We start from the raw sequence: 14,689 nt of genomic DNA on the forward strand, positions 1-14,689 counted from the left end.
CGCAGGCAGAGGCTCTTTCGTCAGCGCGAATTAACGCGCCAGCCAGCCGCCATCAACCGCTACGGTATAACCGTTGATGTAGTCCGACGCCTTCGATGCCAGGAACACCACAGGTCCTTTCAGATCGTCCGGCAGCCCCCAACGCCCTGCAGGGATTCGGTCAAGGATTTCCGCGCTACGCTGCTCGTCCGCACGCAGCTGCTGGGTATTGTTGGTCGCCATGTAGCCCGGGGCAATGGCGTTAACGTTGATATTGTGCTTCGCCCATTCGTTCGCCAGCAGACGGGTGACCCCCATCACTGCGCTTTTTGACGCGGTGTAAGACGGCACCCGGATGCCCCCCTGGAAGGAGAGCATGGAAGCGATATTGATAATCTTGCCGCCGTTCCCCTGAGCGATGAAGTGTTTCGCCGCCGCCTGAGACATAAAGAACACGCTTTTGATATTCAGGTTCATCACGTCGTCCCAGTCGCGCTCGCTGAAGTTAATCGCGTCTTCACGGCGGATCAGCCCGGCATTATTGACCAGAATATCGATGTGACCGAATTCCGCCACGGCGCGATCCAGCAGGTCAGGAATGGCGTCGATTTTACGCAGATCCGCGGTCAGGCTCAGGAAACGGCGGCCCAGCGCGGTCACGCGCTCGATGGTTTCCGTAGGCTCGACGATGTTGATGCCCACGATATCGCAGCCCGCTTCTGCCAGCCCCAACGCCATGCCCTGGCCCAGACCGGTGTCACAACCGGAAACCACAGCCACTTTACCTTGCAGAGAGAATGCATCCAGAATCATGTTTGTTCCTTACTCTTTCGATGCCTGTCAGCAACAGGCAGATTTATGCTTAACTGCCCGCGACTAGCGCAGATCTTTTACCGCGACGTGGTCCATGTCATCAAAGACCTGGTTTTCACCGACCATTCCCCAGATGAAGGTATACGCCTTCGTCCCCACACCGGAGTGAATTGACCAGCTTGGAGAGATAACCGCCTGCTCGTTATGCATCACGATATGGCGTGTTTCCTGCGGTTGACCCATCATGTGGAATACGCAGGCATCCTCATCCATGTTGAAGTAGAAATAGACCTCCATACGGCGCTCGTGGGTATGGCACGGCATGGTGTTCCACAGGTTGCCCGGCGCCAGCTCGGTCAGCCCCATGCTGAGCTGGCAGGTCTCCAGCACATCCGGAACGAAGTATTTGTTGATGGTGCGACGGTTGCTGGTGAGGTCATCGCCCAGCGTCACCGGTGCTACGTCTGCCGGGGTAACTTTTTTGGTAGGACAGGTGGTGTGAGCCGGGGCGCAGTTGTAGTAAAACTTCGCTGGCGTGCTGCCGTCGACGCTGGCAAAAACCACCTCTTTCGCGCCCTTGCCGACATACAGCGCGTCGCGGTGACCAATTTCGTAGCACTGGCCGTCAACCGTAATGGTGCCCGGCCCGCCAATGTTAATCACGCCCAGTTCACGCCGTTCCAGGAAATAGCTCACGCCGAGCTGCTTACCCACTTCCCCACCCACGGAGACAGTTTTGGTCACCGGCATAATTCCGCCCACAATAATGCGGTCAATGTGGCTGTAGACCATGGTGTAGCGATCGGCTTCGAACACCTGCTCAACTAAAAATTCACTGCGCAGCCCCTGCGTGTCGAGGGTTTTGGCGTGCGCGCTGTGGATGCTTTGTCTGACGTCCACGATAACCTCCAGAATGGATCGTGCCCGAAGGCAGAAAATTAACGAAACGACGTTCCGTTTTAAGGATAAGCACAGTGTAAACGTCCATAATGGGGTTTTCAATTACATTTAAAACATCGTTTCATTTTTTGTGATTCTTAATACCAGAAATGGTGTTCCGATCACGGAAGCGTCAGGATTCGCCGCTTCATCTCCCTCAAACTGACAAACTGCGCGATAAGTCACACTAAATAAAACAGTGTTTTGATAATTTAACACCTACTTTTTAATCTTATTTTATTGCCGAAAGGAGCGCATTATGGCTAAAGGTATGCGGGTCAAGCTGAACTACGAGATCGGCCGGGATCCGGATACAGGCGTCGAAGTCACGCGTCTGACCCCGCCTGAAGTAACCTGTCATCGCAACTACTTTTACCAGAAGTGCTTCTTTAATGACGGCAGTCATCTGCTGTTCGCCGGAGCGTTCGATGGTCACTGGAACTATTACCTGCTGGATCTGCAGAACGCCGAAGCCGTACAGCTGACGGAGGGCGCAGGCGATAACACCTTTGGCGGATTTCTCTCCCCGGACGATCGCGCCTTCTACTATGTGAAGAACGATCGCACGCTTATGGAGGTCTCTCTTGAGACACGGGCAGAGCGTGAAGTATACCGCGTCCCGGATGACTGGGTCGGTTACGGCACCTGGGTGGCGAACAGCGACTGCACCAGCCTTGTGGGCATTGAAATTGCGAAACGCGACTGGACACCGCTGAACGACTGGCAAATTTTCCACGACTTCTTCCATAAAGGGCCACACTGCCGGCTGCTGCGCGTGGATCTGAAAACCGGCGAGAGCTCAATCATTCATGAAGAGAAGAAGTGGCTGGGGCATCCTATCTATCGTCCGTTTGATGACCATACGGTGGCGTTTTGTCACGAGGGACCACACGATCTGGTCGATGCCCGGATGTGGCTGGTCAACGAAGATGGCACCGACATACGTAAAGTCAAAACCCATGCACAAGGTGAAAGCTGTACCCACGAATTCTGGGTCCCGGATGGCTCCGCGCTGGTATACGTCTCGTATCTGAAAGGCCAGCAGGGTCGTTCCATCTGCCGCTTCGATCCACAAACCGGCGTAAATGAGACGATAATGCAGATGCCATCCTGTTCACATTTGATGAGTAATTTCGACGGCACGTTACTGGTGGGCGACGGTTCCGGCACACCGGTGGATGTGAAAGACACCCACGGTTACACCATCGATAACGATCCCTATCTCTACGCCTTTGACGTGGCCAAAAAGCGCTACTATCGCATCGCCCGTCATGACACCTCCTGGGCGACGGTGGAAAATAGCCGCCAGGTCACCCATCCGCATCCCTCCTTTACACCGGACGAGAAAGCGGTGCTATTCAGTTCCGATAAAGACGGTAAACCTGCCCTCTATATTGCGAAACTCCCCGCGCAACCGGATATGTTGTCTGCATGATTTAAAAATGTGTTTCTGTAACTGGCCTTGCCCTCCTTACGGAGGGCTTTTTTTGCTCTGATCGTTTTGCCCGGTGACGCTGCGCTCACCGGGCCTGGAGGGAAATATCAGAAGGAATACGCCACGCCTAAACGGAAGCGGGTCTGACGTTCATCGCTCTCTTTCACACCCACGTTACCCACCTCAACATATGGCGCCCAGTTTTTATCCCATTTATACGCCAGCTTCGCGTTATATTCGGTGGAATAATCTTTATTATTATTACGGACCATCCCTTCCGTACTTTTTGCATAAACATAATTCAGTTCGGTACGCCAGTCTCCCATAACCCAGCCGACCCAGGCATCACCACGGTTAACTTTGTCATCGTCTTTATTAGAGCTCGACGGATAACGGGTATATTCATAACGATAACGCGCGGCCACGTAAAAACCATTATCGAAACTGTATTGCAGGTGCAGGTTCGGTTTATAAATGGTACGGCTGTCGTTACTCTCAAGCGTGAACGCGGGAGTCAGCGCAATATTCTCTGTCGCTTTCCAGCGCCAGCTAATTTGATCTTCATGACCGTTACCCACCACATCCGCAAACGGCTGGTCGGCCTTATCACCACCCGATTTCCATTTCGCTTCTACAGAAAAACCGACGCCATTCGCAAAGCGATGCGAGACTGAAACACGGTCTGCATTTGCGCCGTTGTCGATGTATTCATGACGCAGATCGACGGTCACCGCCTGCGCGGCGAAAGAAGTACCAATAAGAGAAGCTACAACCAGAGATTTGTTAAACATGACAAAAACCCTCAATTAAAATAACGTTTCATTTTTATGAAATGGCAGTTTATTTTTTAATAAATGCTATTTTAGTGAGCAAGATCGTAATTATTTGTTTCATTTTTTTCGGTACAAATCGGCGTGATACACGTCAACAAACAAGTGGGATTTAGGCGAAATTAATGGAGGGAGATCACGTCAGGCAGGAATAACGCGCATAAAAAAACCTCCCATCGGGAGGTATTTTATGAAGGAAGGGATTAACGTTCGATAGCCAGCGCTACTCCTTGCCCACCACCGATACAGAGCGTGGCAATGCCTTTACGGGCGTTACGCTTTTTCATCTCGTGAACCAGCGATACCAGAATGCGGCAGCCGGAAGCACCGATGGGATGACCGAGCGCAATCGCACCGCCGTTGACATTCACCCGCAGCGGATCCCACTCCAGCATTTTGCCCACTGAGATCGCCTGCGCGGCAAAGGCCTCGTTGACTTCAATCAGATCCACATCGGAAAGCTGCCAGCCCGCACGATCCAGGCAGCGACGGGTCGCATACACCGGTGCGATCCCCATTAATGCCGGATCAACCCCCACGCTGGCAAACGCCTTAATTCGGGCCAGCACGGGGAGATCCAGTTCCTGCGCTTTGCTTTCGCTCATCATCATCACCGCTGCCGCACCGTCGTTAATCGAAGAGGCATTTCCCGCCGTGACCGACCCTTGCGTTTCAAAAGCAGGATTGAGCATGGCCAGCCCTTCTGCGCTGGCATCGGTTCGCGGCTGCTCATCGGTGTCGACGACAATCGTCTGACCGTTCTGGCGCTGGGTGCACACCGGGACAATTTCATCGCGAAAACGCCCGGAATCAATCGCGGCACGCGCTTTCTGCTGCGAGCTCAACGCGTAAGCATCCTGCAGCTCACGGCTTATACCGTACTCACGCGCCAGGTTTTCCGCCGTCACGCCCATATGATAATCATTAAACGCGTCCCACAGCCCGTCATGCACCAGGCTGTCGAGCAGCTGGCTGTTACCCAGCTGCGCGCCGGTGCGGCTGTCGGTGAGGACATGCGGCGCGCGGCTCATGTTCTCCTGCCCACCGGCAATGACCACATCCGCTTCACCACACTGGATGGCCTGCGTGGCAAGATGCAGCGCCTTTAACCCTGAGCCACAGACGTCGTTGATGGTGATTGCCGAGACGGTGTTGGGCAGGCCGCCTTTTAGCGCCGCCTGACGGGCAGGGTTTTGCCCGGCGCCGGCCGTCAGGACCTGTCCGAGGATCACCTCATCGACTTCATGTGCCGGGATCCCGCTGCGCTCCACCAGCGCTTTCACCACCACGCTACCCAGTTCAACAGCCGAGTGACGCGCCAGCGCTCCCTGAAAACAGCCGATAGCTGTACGCAACGCACCCACTATAACGACATCTTTCATCACCACCTCTGCGTTAAAGGACATGACGATAGTAGAGGATTGTTACTGGCATTTATCTTAATTGTTTAAAAATAGTGAGTTTAATCACAAGGATCAGCGTGCCTCCTGCAGATACTGCCGCAGCCAGCTTCCGGCGACGCCGGGAGGGGATCGTTTATTCCATAGCAAATCAATACCGATCGCGCGAGGCCAGCCAGGGACATTCAACTGCACCAGCGATTTCGCGGCGGCAAATTCTTCCACCAGCGCACACGGCAACACGCACCAGCCAAATCCCTGCACCGCCATACTCAGCAGTAACAGGTAATTCGGTGCCGACCAGACCGGCCCCCGGGCGAGCGTTGCCTCGCGCTCCAGGTAGGTGCTGAGCCGCAGTTCCCGCCAGCCGTGCAGCTCATCGGCCTGCACTTCATGTTGCCCGGCCAGAGGATGCGTGGTCGCGACATAAATCGCCATCCGGGTTTGCATCGGCAGCCGGGTGACGCCGATATCGGTCGGGTAAGCGTCACGCGCCTCCGTCAGGCCAACCTGCGCCCTCTCCTTTTGCAGCAGATCGATGACGTCCTCTTCCTCGCCAATCAGGCACTCAAATTCCGTATGGGGAAAACGCTGGTCAAACTGGTTCATCAGATCTTCCAGCACGTCCGGGTTAAGCGTATCAGAGAGGACAAACGTCAGGCGCGCCTCCGTTTGCGCGGTCAACGATACCGCCAGTTCGTCCAGCCGCGTGCTGGCGGCGAGGATCGCCTGGACATAGCCCAGCACCTGCTCTCCCTGAGCGGTTAACACCGGCTGGCGCGCCGAACGGTCGAACAGCTCAAAGCCGAGGTCTGCTTCAAGATTGGCAATCGAGGTGCTGATTGTTGACTGGCTTTTACGCAGCCGCCGTGCGGCAGCAGAGAAAGAGCCCGCTGCCACGGTTTCAACAAACGCGGTAAGGGCTTCAGGTGAGTAGCGCATAACCTATCTACTTTATCGATGGATACCATCTTTAATATATCACCTTTAGCGATAAAAATAGGCGCCATCAACGCCCATACCGGCGAATTAATGAGGTCGAAAGCTATGCAACATCAGGATGCACTCCAATGTAAACTGCCGGAGCGGATCTTCCACGCGGTCTGCTTTGAGGGGATTGCCACGGCGATCCTCGCCCCAACGGCAGCGTGGCTGATGCAGCGTTCCGTGGTGGAGATGGGTGGGTTGACCATTATCCTCGCCACTACGGCCATGCTCTGGAACATTATCTATAACTTCGGTTTCGACCGTTTCTGGCCTGTCCAGCGCGTAAAACGCACGGCAAAAGTCCGCGCGCTGCATGCCCTGGGGTTCGAATGTGGGTTTATCGTGATTGGCGTGTCGATTGTCGCTGCGGTTCTTGGCGTCACGCTGCTGCAGGCATTCACGCTGGAAATAGGTTTCTTCCTGTTCTTCCTGCCCTACACCATGTTCTACAACTGGGCGTATGACACGTTACGTGAGAAATTCCTGAAGCGCCGTCAGCAGCGACGCGCCCTGGCGGGCTAACTCCCCTCTGGCCGGACGACTGGTCCGGCCAAACTCCGTCGAAGCAACTGCGCTCTCAACGCATAACTATGGTAAATTGCACTCCATTCTGAATGGTTTGCTAGTTGATACGTTGCTCTAATGTCGAAAATTTGGTCAAAAGATGAGACTCTGTGGAGTTTCGCTCTCTATGGCACGGCCGTGGGCGCAGGAACGCTGTTCTTGCCCATCCAGCTGGGCTCCGCAGGCGCTATTGTCCTGTTCATTACCGCCCTTGTGGCCTACCCATTAACCTACTGGCCGCATAAAGCGCTGGCGCAATTTATCCTGTCGTCAAAAACGAAAGGCAATGAAGGGATCACCGGCGCGGTCTCCCACTACTACGGCAGGAAAATCGGGAATCTGATCACCACGCTCTATTTCATCGCCTTCTTCGTGGTGGTGCAGATTTACGCCGTGGCCATCACCAATTCATTAACCGAGCAACTGGCAAAAAGGATGACGGTGGATACCGCCACTCGCGTGCTGGTCAGTTTTGGCGTGGTACTGGTATTGAATCTTATCTTCCTGATGGGGCGACATATCACGATCAAAGTGATGGGCTTCCTGGTGTTTCCGCTGATCGCCTATTTCCTGTTTGTCTCCCTGTACCTGACCGGCAGCTGGCAACCCTCACTGCTCACCAGCCAGATGGCGTTTGATCGCCACACTTTGCATCAGGTGTGGATCTCAATCCCGGTGATGGTGTTCGCGTTTAGCCATACGCCGATTATCTCCACCTTTGCCGTCGATCGCCGCGAGAAGTTCGGTGACGCAGCCATGGACAAATGCAAGAAAATCATGAAGGTGGCGTATCTGATCATCTGCCTGAGCGTGCTGTTCTTTGTGTTCAGCTGCCTGCTCTCGATTCCGCCGTCCTATATTGTGACCGCAAAAGAGCAAGGGGTGACGATCCTGTCAGCGCTGTCGATGATGCCCTCTTCTCCGGCCTGGCTCGGCATTTCCGGCATTATTGTGGCGATTATTGCCATGTCGAAATCGTTCCTGGGCACCTATTTTGGGGTGATTGAAGGGGCGACGGAAATCGTAAAGTCGTCGCTGAATCAGGTCGGCGTGAAGAAGAGCCGCGCCTTTAACCGTGCGATTTCTATTCTGGGCGTGTCGCTGATCACCTTTGCGGTCTGCTGCATTAACCCGAACGCCATTTCGATGATTTACGCCATCAGCGGTCCGCTTATCGCCATGATCCTGTTTATCATGCCGACGCTGTCGACCTACCTGATCCCCGCCCTGAAGCCGTATCGCTCCATTGGCAGCCTGCTCACGCTGATTGTTGGCGTGCTGTGCGTGTCGGTGATGTTTGTCGGCTAACCCTCGCGTGCCCGGCCTTCTGCCGGGCGCGTCTGATTTTTACAGTGGAAACGGTCTGTCCTGCACGACCGTTTTCATCACCAGCGTAGAGCGAAGATGCTGTACGCCTGGCATGGCAGAAAGTTTCTCGTCATACAGTTTCTGAAAAGCCGACAGATCGCGGGTGACAACATGCATCAGGTAGTCGGGATCACCAAATAATCGCTGGGCCAGCACGATTTGCGGGATCTCTTCCACCGCCTCTTCGAACGCGCTGACCGCTTTCTTATCACCCTCTTTCAGGGTGGCAAACACAATCGCCAGGAAATTAAACCCCATTTTGGCGGGATCGAGATTGGCGCGATACCCCGTAATGGCTCCGCTCTGCTCCAGCGCACGTACGCGTCGGTGACACGGAGAGAGGCTCAGGTTCACCCGCTCCGCCAGCTCCGTAAGAGATAAACGGCCATCAGCCTGCAGTTCAGCAAGAATTTTTCGATCAATGCTATCCATATGGAAGATTTTCTCAATTTTAGCGTTTTATGAGCATAACATTGAAAACTCATTTCGTACCGATACCGATATTCTTTCTCTCCGGGTAATTCAGATACAGGGGTTTCACAGACGATGGAAATGAGTATTGTGGCCGGTTTTTGGGTGGTGTCCTTCCTGCTCATCATGACACCGGGTGCAGACTGGGCCTATGCGATCAGCGCCGGGATCAACGGGCGGCGCGTAGTGCCGGCGGTGATGGGACTGATGTCCGGGCATCTGCTCGCCACGCTGGTCGTAGTGGCGGGCGTGGGTGTGTTGATTGCTCAACATCCACTGGCATTATCAGGGCTGACAATTGCGGGGGCGGTTTATCTGCTGTGGCTCGGCATCACGCTGTTACGCCATCCTGCTGCGCCGGAAAGCACCGTACAGCATGCAGGAAACTGGAAACAGTGGGCGGTGAAGGGATTATGTATCAGCGGGCTCAACCCAAAAGTCTTCTTACTGTTTCTGGCGTTGCTTCCGCAGTTTACCGATCCAAAGGGAAGCTGGTCGATTGCCACGCAGATGTCAGCCCTGGGTGTGATGCATCTTATCACCTGCACACTGGTCTATTTGCTGGTGGGGTATGGTTCGAAAGCAGTGCTGGCGACCCGTCCGCAGGCGGCACGTGCGGTGAGCATGGCCTCAGGGGGGATTATGGTGGCGATCGCGCTGGGATTGCTGCTGGAGCAGGTGAGATAAAACACACCGGCCATCGCCGGTGTGTTTTACGCCCGAATATCGTCATATTCCCGCGTGTTATCAAACTCATGCTTTGCAAACGGGCACAGCGGGATAATTTTGCGATTCTCACCGCGCATTTTCTCCACCACCTTCGCCACCAGCTGCTTACCAACCCCTTGCCCCTTCAGGCTCGGATCGACATCGGTGTGCTCAATAATGCTCAGATGCTCACCTGTGGGTACGAAGACAATCTCTGCAACCTGATTGCCGTTCGCATCGTTCACATAAAACTTGTTATGGCCTTCCAGAATATCCATGGTTCCTCGCTTATTTTTGGCGATACTGCAGCGCACCGCTCGGGCAGGTATCAATCACGCGTACAACGGTTTCCACGTCCACTTCATCAGGAATGATCCACGGTTTACGTTTCAGATTAAACAGCTTTGCGCTGCCGCGAACGCAGTTACCGGAGTGTTTGCAGATCCCGGTATTGAAGTAGACGTCAATTTTCTCCCCGGTATAGGCCCGGTAACCCGCATCCAGTAGTTCTTTATCCATGACATTGCCTCTGTAATTATTATCGTGCTGAATGAAGCATAGCCTTACGGGATCCTGATGGCTATAACGTATAGCGTTTTCTTGCCGGATTGTTTCCCCTGCGTGCATGACTGACGCAGACGGGGTTGCTGCGTCAGCCTGGCTGATTATTCCCGCCGGGATATTTAAAATTAAACAAGTTTAATCTGAAGATGTATCGGTTGTTTACGATAATGTCCGCTCTGCTTATTTAACACGAGTACCCCATGAAGAAACGGTCATTATTACTGACTCTGCTCAGCCTCAGTTTATTAACCGCCTGCAGCACTTCTGCGCCTGATAAGGTTGAACAAATCCATCATCTGCAGATCCCATTAGTTTTACCCGGAGAAAAACCGCCAGAAATTCCGGCATCGCATATCGCTGCGCTGTATCAGGAAAATAAAGTTCAGATCGACCGTTTAACAGCGCAGTTGAAATCAGATTATTTACAACAGACTACCGCGAAAGATATTTTTACCGAAGATAGCCCTGTTCAGCCGGTCTTCGCCTCGCTGACTAAACTTGAGCAGCTGGAAATGGTTAATCAGCAGTACCTGAAAGATAAAAACGTCACGGGGCTGCAAAAGATTAACATTGTCCTTCAACCTTTAGTCACCGGTTAAATGCCAAAAGCCCAACTGCTGAACAGTCGGGCTTTTGTAACGGAAAGGATGGCAAGGATTAATCGTGCTGTCCAAATCGCCATGTCAGTCCAGCAGTCACAGAGCTTACGTCGCTGCTGACGCCAATCTGGTTGGCATTACCCACGTTGCTTACCCATTGATATTCCAGACGGCCCGCTAAATTTTTGTTAAACGCATACTCCGTCCCGACTGCGGCAAGCGGGCGAACGCCTGTTTCAAAACGATTGTGACCACTTACATCAGACTCAGCACGATAGGCCATCGCTCCGGCACGACCATAGATATCCCAGCTGTCGGTCACGGCATAGCTGGCTTTTAAGGACATCTGTAGCCCCTGGCTTTTCATTTGTGCCCCCGCGCTATGTTTGCCTTTAATCTGCATATTGCCTAAATAATCGTACCCGCCTTCCAGTGCCAGCCACGGAGTCATCTGATAACCCGCGTATACCCCACCACCGACATTATCATGATCGATATTATACTGGTTCGAGCCATTATTATTATCGCTCGCTTTCGATCCGGTGCTGGCGTCAAAATAGTGTGACCAGCCGAATTTAGCACCGCTATACCAGGTGCCTGTATCTGCCGCTGCAAATGCAGACGTTGCGGTAAAAGCGTTAGCCAGAATTAATGCAACAAGTGTCTTTTTCATAGAAATCCCGTTTACTCTGTTGAATATTTCAGTGAGCAAACGATATCGACAAACACGACGATCGCGAAATCATTTTCTGTTTATTTTTAAATTTTAAAATGACTCTGGCAAATGCCCTACCTCCAGTAAATATCCGCCACGTTTGAACGCGATATATTTACCTTGCTTAAGTGCAGATAATACATTGAGAATACTGCTGCGGGAAAGAAGCGTACGATCCTGAATATATTCCAGAATAGTTGTTCGCATCCGCACCTCATCGGGCAGTAATATCATCTCCTGCAGATAGCTGCGAATCACGGAATAGGTGCGCTGCTGCACAACCTGGGCATCACGATAAATGAGATAGGCCGTATGGTACGACAGCAAGGCTGCCACATCCTCCCAGACGCCCTGTTCACGAAATCGCGCGGCGGCTTCATCTGCATCAGCACGCAAAATCAGAGACTCCCGTTCTGCGCGTAGTATATGTCCTTGCGTCGGCTGGATCATCTCGGCAATGCCGAACAGATGAGGCTCAAAAACGCTAACTAACAGCAACCCGTCAGATGCCCGCAGCAAAGAAAGCTCTCCTTCCTGAAAAAGATACATTTGCTGGCGGCCTTTATGTTTCCAGGTAATCCGCTTACGCGGCGCGAGCTTCACTTTTTCCGCAATGGGTTCAAGTACCGCCGTCAGGCGTTCAATGGAGTGTTCAGGGCGAACAGGAGGCAATATATGCATGACACCACCTTTGGGTATTCGATAATGGCCAGTATAGACCACAGCGGCCATCACTCAGACTGGTATGAGGGAATGAAGGTATATCAGAGGGTATGGCATACGTAAAAAGATAATTTGTTTATTTTTGAACTTTACCCGCATGACACGTGATAAGTATGCCCGATTTCCTGAAGTGCTTACATGAATATCAACGTAAACAATGGGGAGAATAAACGATTTAAAAACCCTGCACTCACCCTCTTATTTCTTAAGATTATTCCTAATTCAGCGATAATTATTTTAATATTTTTAATTGATTACAAAATCGCAACCCTTAATAAAGCTTTTAGCGTTTTGAATTGTATATACCACCTGACTATTCTCATTCCTGCCGATAACAACCGGGTAATGATGATGAGAAGTTCGTGCTTCTCAGGATTTTATTTATTCAAATTATCAGGCGGTTAGCAGAACTGAGTGACTTAAATCACGCATTTCGTAAGGACTATCTTTCAATGGCGAAATTCTTCGCCACGCTGTCACAGGAGTCAGACATGAGCGAAAATTTAATCTGGTCAGGAAAAGTTGACGCAAAAAATGCCGAAGGGACAAATACAGGAGTTGCCCTCAAAGCGGGAGAGATAATTACTATTCTGGCCAGTGGTTGGGCCAGGAATGGAAGTGAAAATTTTGCGCTTACCGCACCACAGGGGCGTATTCCCCGAGAGGGTGAAACGCTAACGTTACGCAATCCTTCGCTTCAGGCACGCCTTGGTAACGAAAATTATCCGGTTGGTAATCATAAATACCGCTGGTCGGTTCCAGCTGAAGGGACGTTGACGCTGTTTTTTGCCGATGGCAAAGACCAGTACAAAGACAACGCCGGTGAATTCAGCGTTGAAGTGTATCGCGAGGCGGATATTTCCGCCGCGGCGGCAGCTCCGTTTGAAGATTTAACCAACTTTGAGCGCGATAACTGGAATAACTGGCAGGCCGGACCTGCCGGTCACGATCTTTACCTGGTTGACGCCAGCACCCGCGCCGTCGAGTTTATTACCAGACCTAATAAAAACCATGCCGGTGAGATCCTCAAAAAGACACTGACAGGTCTGACTGCCGGGTATGAATATACCTGGACGGTGAAAATTGCGCGCATCATAGGAAAATATGAAGCGCCAAAGGTTTCGCTGCGTGCTGATGGCAAAGACGTTTCCGCCCCCCTGGAACTGAAGCAGGCAAATGAATGGGTAACCCTGAGTGGAAAATTCAAAGCCACGGGCAGTCAGGCTGAACTCGCGGTAGTCAGCCATGTGTCAGCCAGTATGGGAAATGATTTCCGCATCAAGGAACTGAAAATAAAGGGTTAACGTCAAAAAAGTCGGACTGCTATTTAGCGAGAATGCTGGATGGCAGTGCGATGTTCAAAATTGCTTACAGTAAGTAAATCAGCCAGAAAGCTTTAACAGAGTCGCTTAGGATTTAGTCTTTAAGAAAGGTCTGGAGCGGGCGATGGGAACATCATCGTGTTCCCAACTCGTTGATTGATAACGAGTTTTCCGCACTCGGCGAACCGAGATGGACATAATTATGGACTGAAAACCACGCTTGGTCAACGCGCGCTCCGAGCAAGTCCAGTGCGAGCCATGGACAGCCAGCAGTAGCCAATGTACCCGAGCGCTCAACGTCACGAGGCCGGTTCATCTCCCTTTGGCAGGAACTCCTCGCGGGCGCGCTGCAGAAACCGCTTCATGGGCTCAGAGGGTTCGGCGCTGCGGCGCAGCAGGTAGGTAGACAGCATGGGCGGCGTGCCGGCCAAGGGGCGAACGGTTATGTCGGGGCGGTTCAGGGTCTGCACCTGCGAGGCAATGGCGAAACCTAGGCCATAACCGGCACCGACCAGAGTCAGCATCACGCCTAGGCTCGTCACCTGATCTACCAGCTTGAGCGGCTTGGACGCACCTTGAAGCACCGCCTGGATCTGGTGGTGGCAGCCCGATCCCGCGTCCGGATGGCACAGTACCAACGGAAACTTCAAGGCTTCATCCAATGGCACTTCCGCGTGCGCCAACAAGGGGTGGCGCACGGGCACGATCACCGACAGAGGATCGGTCCACACGGGCTCGGCGACAAGGCCTTCGCTCACCGCGTCCGACAGCGCAAAGCCGATGTCCAGCAGATCGTTGTGCAGGCCCTTGAGCTGCTGCGCGAAAGGCAGCTCGAAGACGCGAATCTCCAGTTCGGGCTCTTCCTCGCGGCTGCGCGCCAGCAAGGTGGCAATGTGGGGCTGCGCCAAGCTGTCGCAGATGGCGATGCGCAGATAACCCTGATAGCCCTGCGCCGCCGCCTTTGCGGCACTCACCGCCTGCTCCACGGTGGCCAGCACACGCCGGCACTCACCGAGGAACACTTGACCGGCCCAGGTCAGTCGCGTCTGGTGCGCGCTGCGGTCGAACAACTGCACGCCGAGCGTGGCTTCGAGATTGCGCATTGCGCGCGACACAGGCGATTGTTCTACGCCAAGGCGCTCGGCCGCTCGCGCGAAATGCAGTTCTTCCGCGACCGCAACGAAATAGCGCAGTAGTCTGAGTTCCAATGCGGCCTCCTGTTTGCCTCGTTCCTGGCCTGCGTCCACCTCATGCGGATTGCGCCTCGCTTTC

At 53.1% G+C, this 14,689-nt stretch carries 17 protein-coding genes; 6 read left to right on the forward strand and 11 right to left on the reverse strand.

Annotated features, from left to right (window positions below; all coding sequences use genetic code 11):
* Positions 1-30 precede the first annotated feature (30 nt).
* The gene (gene kduD / locus ACMWKA_RS08070; RefSeq protein ID WP_013098575.1) at positions 31-792 is read right to left on the reverse strand and encodes a 2-dehydro-3-deoxy-D-gluconate 5-dehydrogenase KduD; all 762 of its coding nucleotides are present in this window, start codon (positions 790-792) and stop codon (positions 31-33) included.
* Between the two features lie 63 nt (positions 793-855).
* The gene (gene kduI, locus ACMWKA_RS08075; RefSeq protein ID WP_100168062.1) at positions 856-1,692 is read right to left on the reverse strand and encodes a 5-dehydro-4-deoxy-D-glucuronate isomerase; all 837 of its coding nucleotides are present in this window, start codon (positions 1,690-1,692) and stop codon (positions 856-858) included.
* A 298-nt stretch (positions 1,693-1,990) separates the two neighbouring features.
* Here kduI and ACMWKA_RS08080 point away from each other — a divergent pair, with 298 nt between their 5' ends.
* Complete coding sequence (locus ACMWKA_RS08080) at positions 1,991-3,166, forward strand: oligogalacturonate lyase family protein (protein ID WP_029883167.1); 1,176 nt, start codon at positions 1,991-1,993, stop codon at positions 3,164-3,166.
* Between the two features lie 107 nt (positions 3,167-3,273).
* Here ACMWKA_RS08080 and ACMWKA_RS08085 read toward each other — a convergent pair whose 3' ends face one another.
* The 3 genes from ACMWKA_RS08085 to ACMWKA_RS08095 form a co-directional block, all read right to left on the reverse strand.
* Positions 3,274-3,957: a porin gene (locus tag ACMWKA_RS08085; protein ID WP_020687115.1), complete on the reverse strand. Its 684-nt coding sequence runs from the start codon at positions 3,955-3,957 to the stop codon at positions 3,274-3,276.
* A gap of 242 nt (positions 3,958-4,199) precedes the next feature.
* Entirely contained in the window at positions 4,200-5,378 is a 1,179-nt protein-coding gene (locus ACMWKA_RS08090) for an acetyl-CoA C-acetyltransferase (protein WP_023620438.1), read from the reverse strand.
* Positions 5,379-5,471: 93 nt separating this feature from the next.
* On the reverse strand, positions 5,472-6,338 hold the full coding sequence (locus ACMWKA_RS08095) for a LysR family transcriptional regulator (RefSeq protein WP_262812658.1): 867 nt from the start codon (positions 6,336-6,338) through the stop codon (positions 5,472-5,474).
* Positions 6,339-6,443: 105 nt separating this feature from the next.
* Between ACMWKA_RS08095 and ACMWKA_RS08100 the strand changes: the two genes are divergently transcribed.
* On the forward strand, positions 6,444-6,905 hold the full coding sequence (locus ACMWKA_RS08100) for a multidrug/biocide efflux PACE transporter (protein WP_414760122.1): 462 nt from the start codon (positions 6,444-6,446) through the stop codon (positions 6,903-6,905).
* Positions 6,906-7,025: 120 nt separating this feature from the next.
* Positions 7,026-8,255, forward strand: a complete 1,230-nt coding sequence (locus ACMWKA_RS08105; RefSeq protein ID WP_023620440.1) for an amino acid permease — start codon at positions 7,026-7,028, stop codon at positions 8,253-8,255.
* A 39-nt stretch (positions 8,256-8,294) separates the two neighbouring features.
* Here ACMWKA_RS08105 and ACMWKA_RS08110 read toward each other — a convergent pair whose 3' ends face one another.
* Complete coding sequence (locus ACMWKA_RS08110) at positions 8,295-8,747, reverse strand: Lrp/AsnC family transcriptional regulator (RefSeq protein WP_013098583.1); 453 nt, start codon at positions 8,745-8,747, stop codon at positions 8,295-8,297.
* Positions 8,748-8,861: 114 nt separating this feature from the next.
* Between ACMWKA_RS08110 and ACMWKA_RS08115 the strand changes: the two genes are divergently transcribed.
* Positions 8,862-9,473, forward strand: a complete 612-nt coding sequence (locus ACMWKA_RS08115) for a LysE family translocator (protein WP_020687110.1) — start codon at positions 8,862-8,864, stop codon at positions 9,471-9,473.
* A gap of 26 nt (positions 9,474-9,499) precedes the next feature.
* On the opposite strand, the gene ACMWKA_RS08120 is transcribed toward ACMWKA_RS08115, so the two are convergent.
* Complete coding sequence (locus ACMWKA_RS08120) at positions 9,500-9,772, reverse strand: GNAT family N-acetyltransferase (protein ID WP_013098585.1); 273 nt, start codon at positions 9,770-9,772, stop codon at positions 9,500-9,502.
* Between the two features lie 10 nt (positions 9,773-9,782).
* Entirely contained in the window at positions 9,783-10,013 is a 231-nt protein-coding gene (gene yjdI / locus ACMWKA_RS08125) for a 4Fe-4S mono-cluster protein YjdI (protein WP_013098586.1), read from the reverse strand.
* 245 nt (positions 10,014-10,258) lie between these two features.
* On the opposite strand from yjdI, the gene ACMWKA_RS08130 reads away from it, so the two are divergent.
* The gene (locus ACMWKA_RS08130; protein WP_414760123.1) at positions 10,259-10,657 is read left to right on the forward strand and encodes a hypothetical protein; all 399 of its coding nucleotides are present in this window, start codon (positions 10,259-10,261) and stop codon (positions 10,655-10,657) included.
* A 58-nt stretch (positions 10,658-10,715) separates the two neighbouring features.
* Here the strand turns inward: ACMWKA_RS08130 and ACMWKA_RS08135 are convergent, their stop codons facing one another.
* Both ACMWKA_RS08135 and ACMWKA_RS08140 read right to left on the reverse strand, forming a co-directional pair.
* Positions 10,716-11,330 carry an outer membrane beta-barrel protein gene (locus ACMWKA_RS08135; RefSeq protein WP_029883162.1) on the reverse strand — a complete coding sequence of 205 codons (615 nt, stop codon included), beginning with the start codon at positions 11,328-11,330 and terminating at the stop codon, positions 10,716-10,718.
* A gap of 93 nt (positions 11,331-11,423) precedes the next feature.
* Complete coding sequence (locus ACMWKA_RS08140) at positions 11,424-12,053, reverse strand: helix-turn-helix domain-containing protein (RefSeq protein ID WP_013098589.1); 630 nt, start codon at positions 12,051-12,053, stop codon at positions 11,424-11,426.
* Between the two features lie 404 nt (positions 12,054-12,457).
* Between ACMWKA_RS08140 and ACMWKA_RS08145 the strand changes: the two genes are divergently transcribed.
* Complete coding sequence (locus ACMWKA_RS08145; protein WP_333094348.1) at positions 12,458-13,399, forward strand: LecA/PA-IL family lectin; 942 nt, start codon at positions 12,458-12,460, stop codon at positions 13,397-13,399.
* Between the two features lie 317 nt (positions 13,400-13,716).
* On the opposite strand, the gene ACMWKA_RS08150 is transcribed toward ACMWKA_RS08145, so the two are convergent.
* Positions 13,717-14,625 (reverse strand): LysR family transcriptional regulator, encoded by a 909-nt coding sequence (locus tag ACMWKA_RS08150; RefSeq protein ID WP_003141085.1) that lies wholly within the window; start codon positions 14,623-14,625, stop codon positions 13,717-13,719.
* Between the last annotated feature and the right edge of the window lie 64 nt (positions 14,626-14,689).

This window comes from Enterobacter sp. 03-F-07-AD-ECC (genome assembly GCF_047530935.1).
Lineage (GTDB): Bacteria > Pseudomonadota > Gammaproteobacteria > Enterobacterales > Enterobacteriaceae > Enterobacter > Enterobacter cloacae.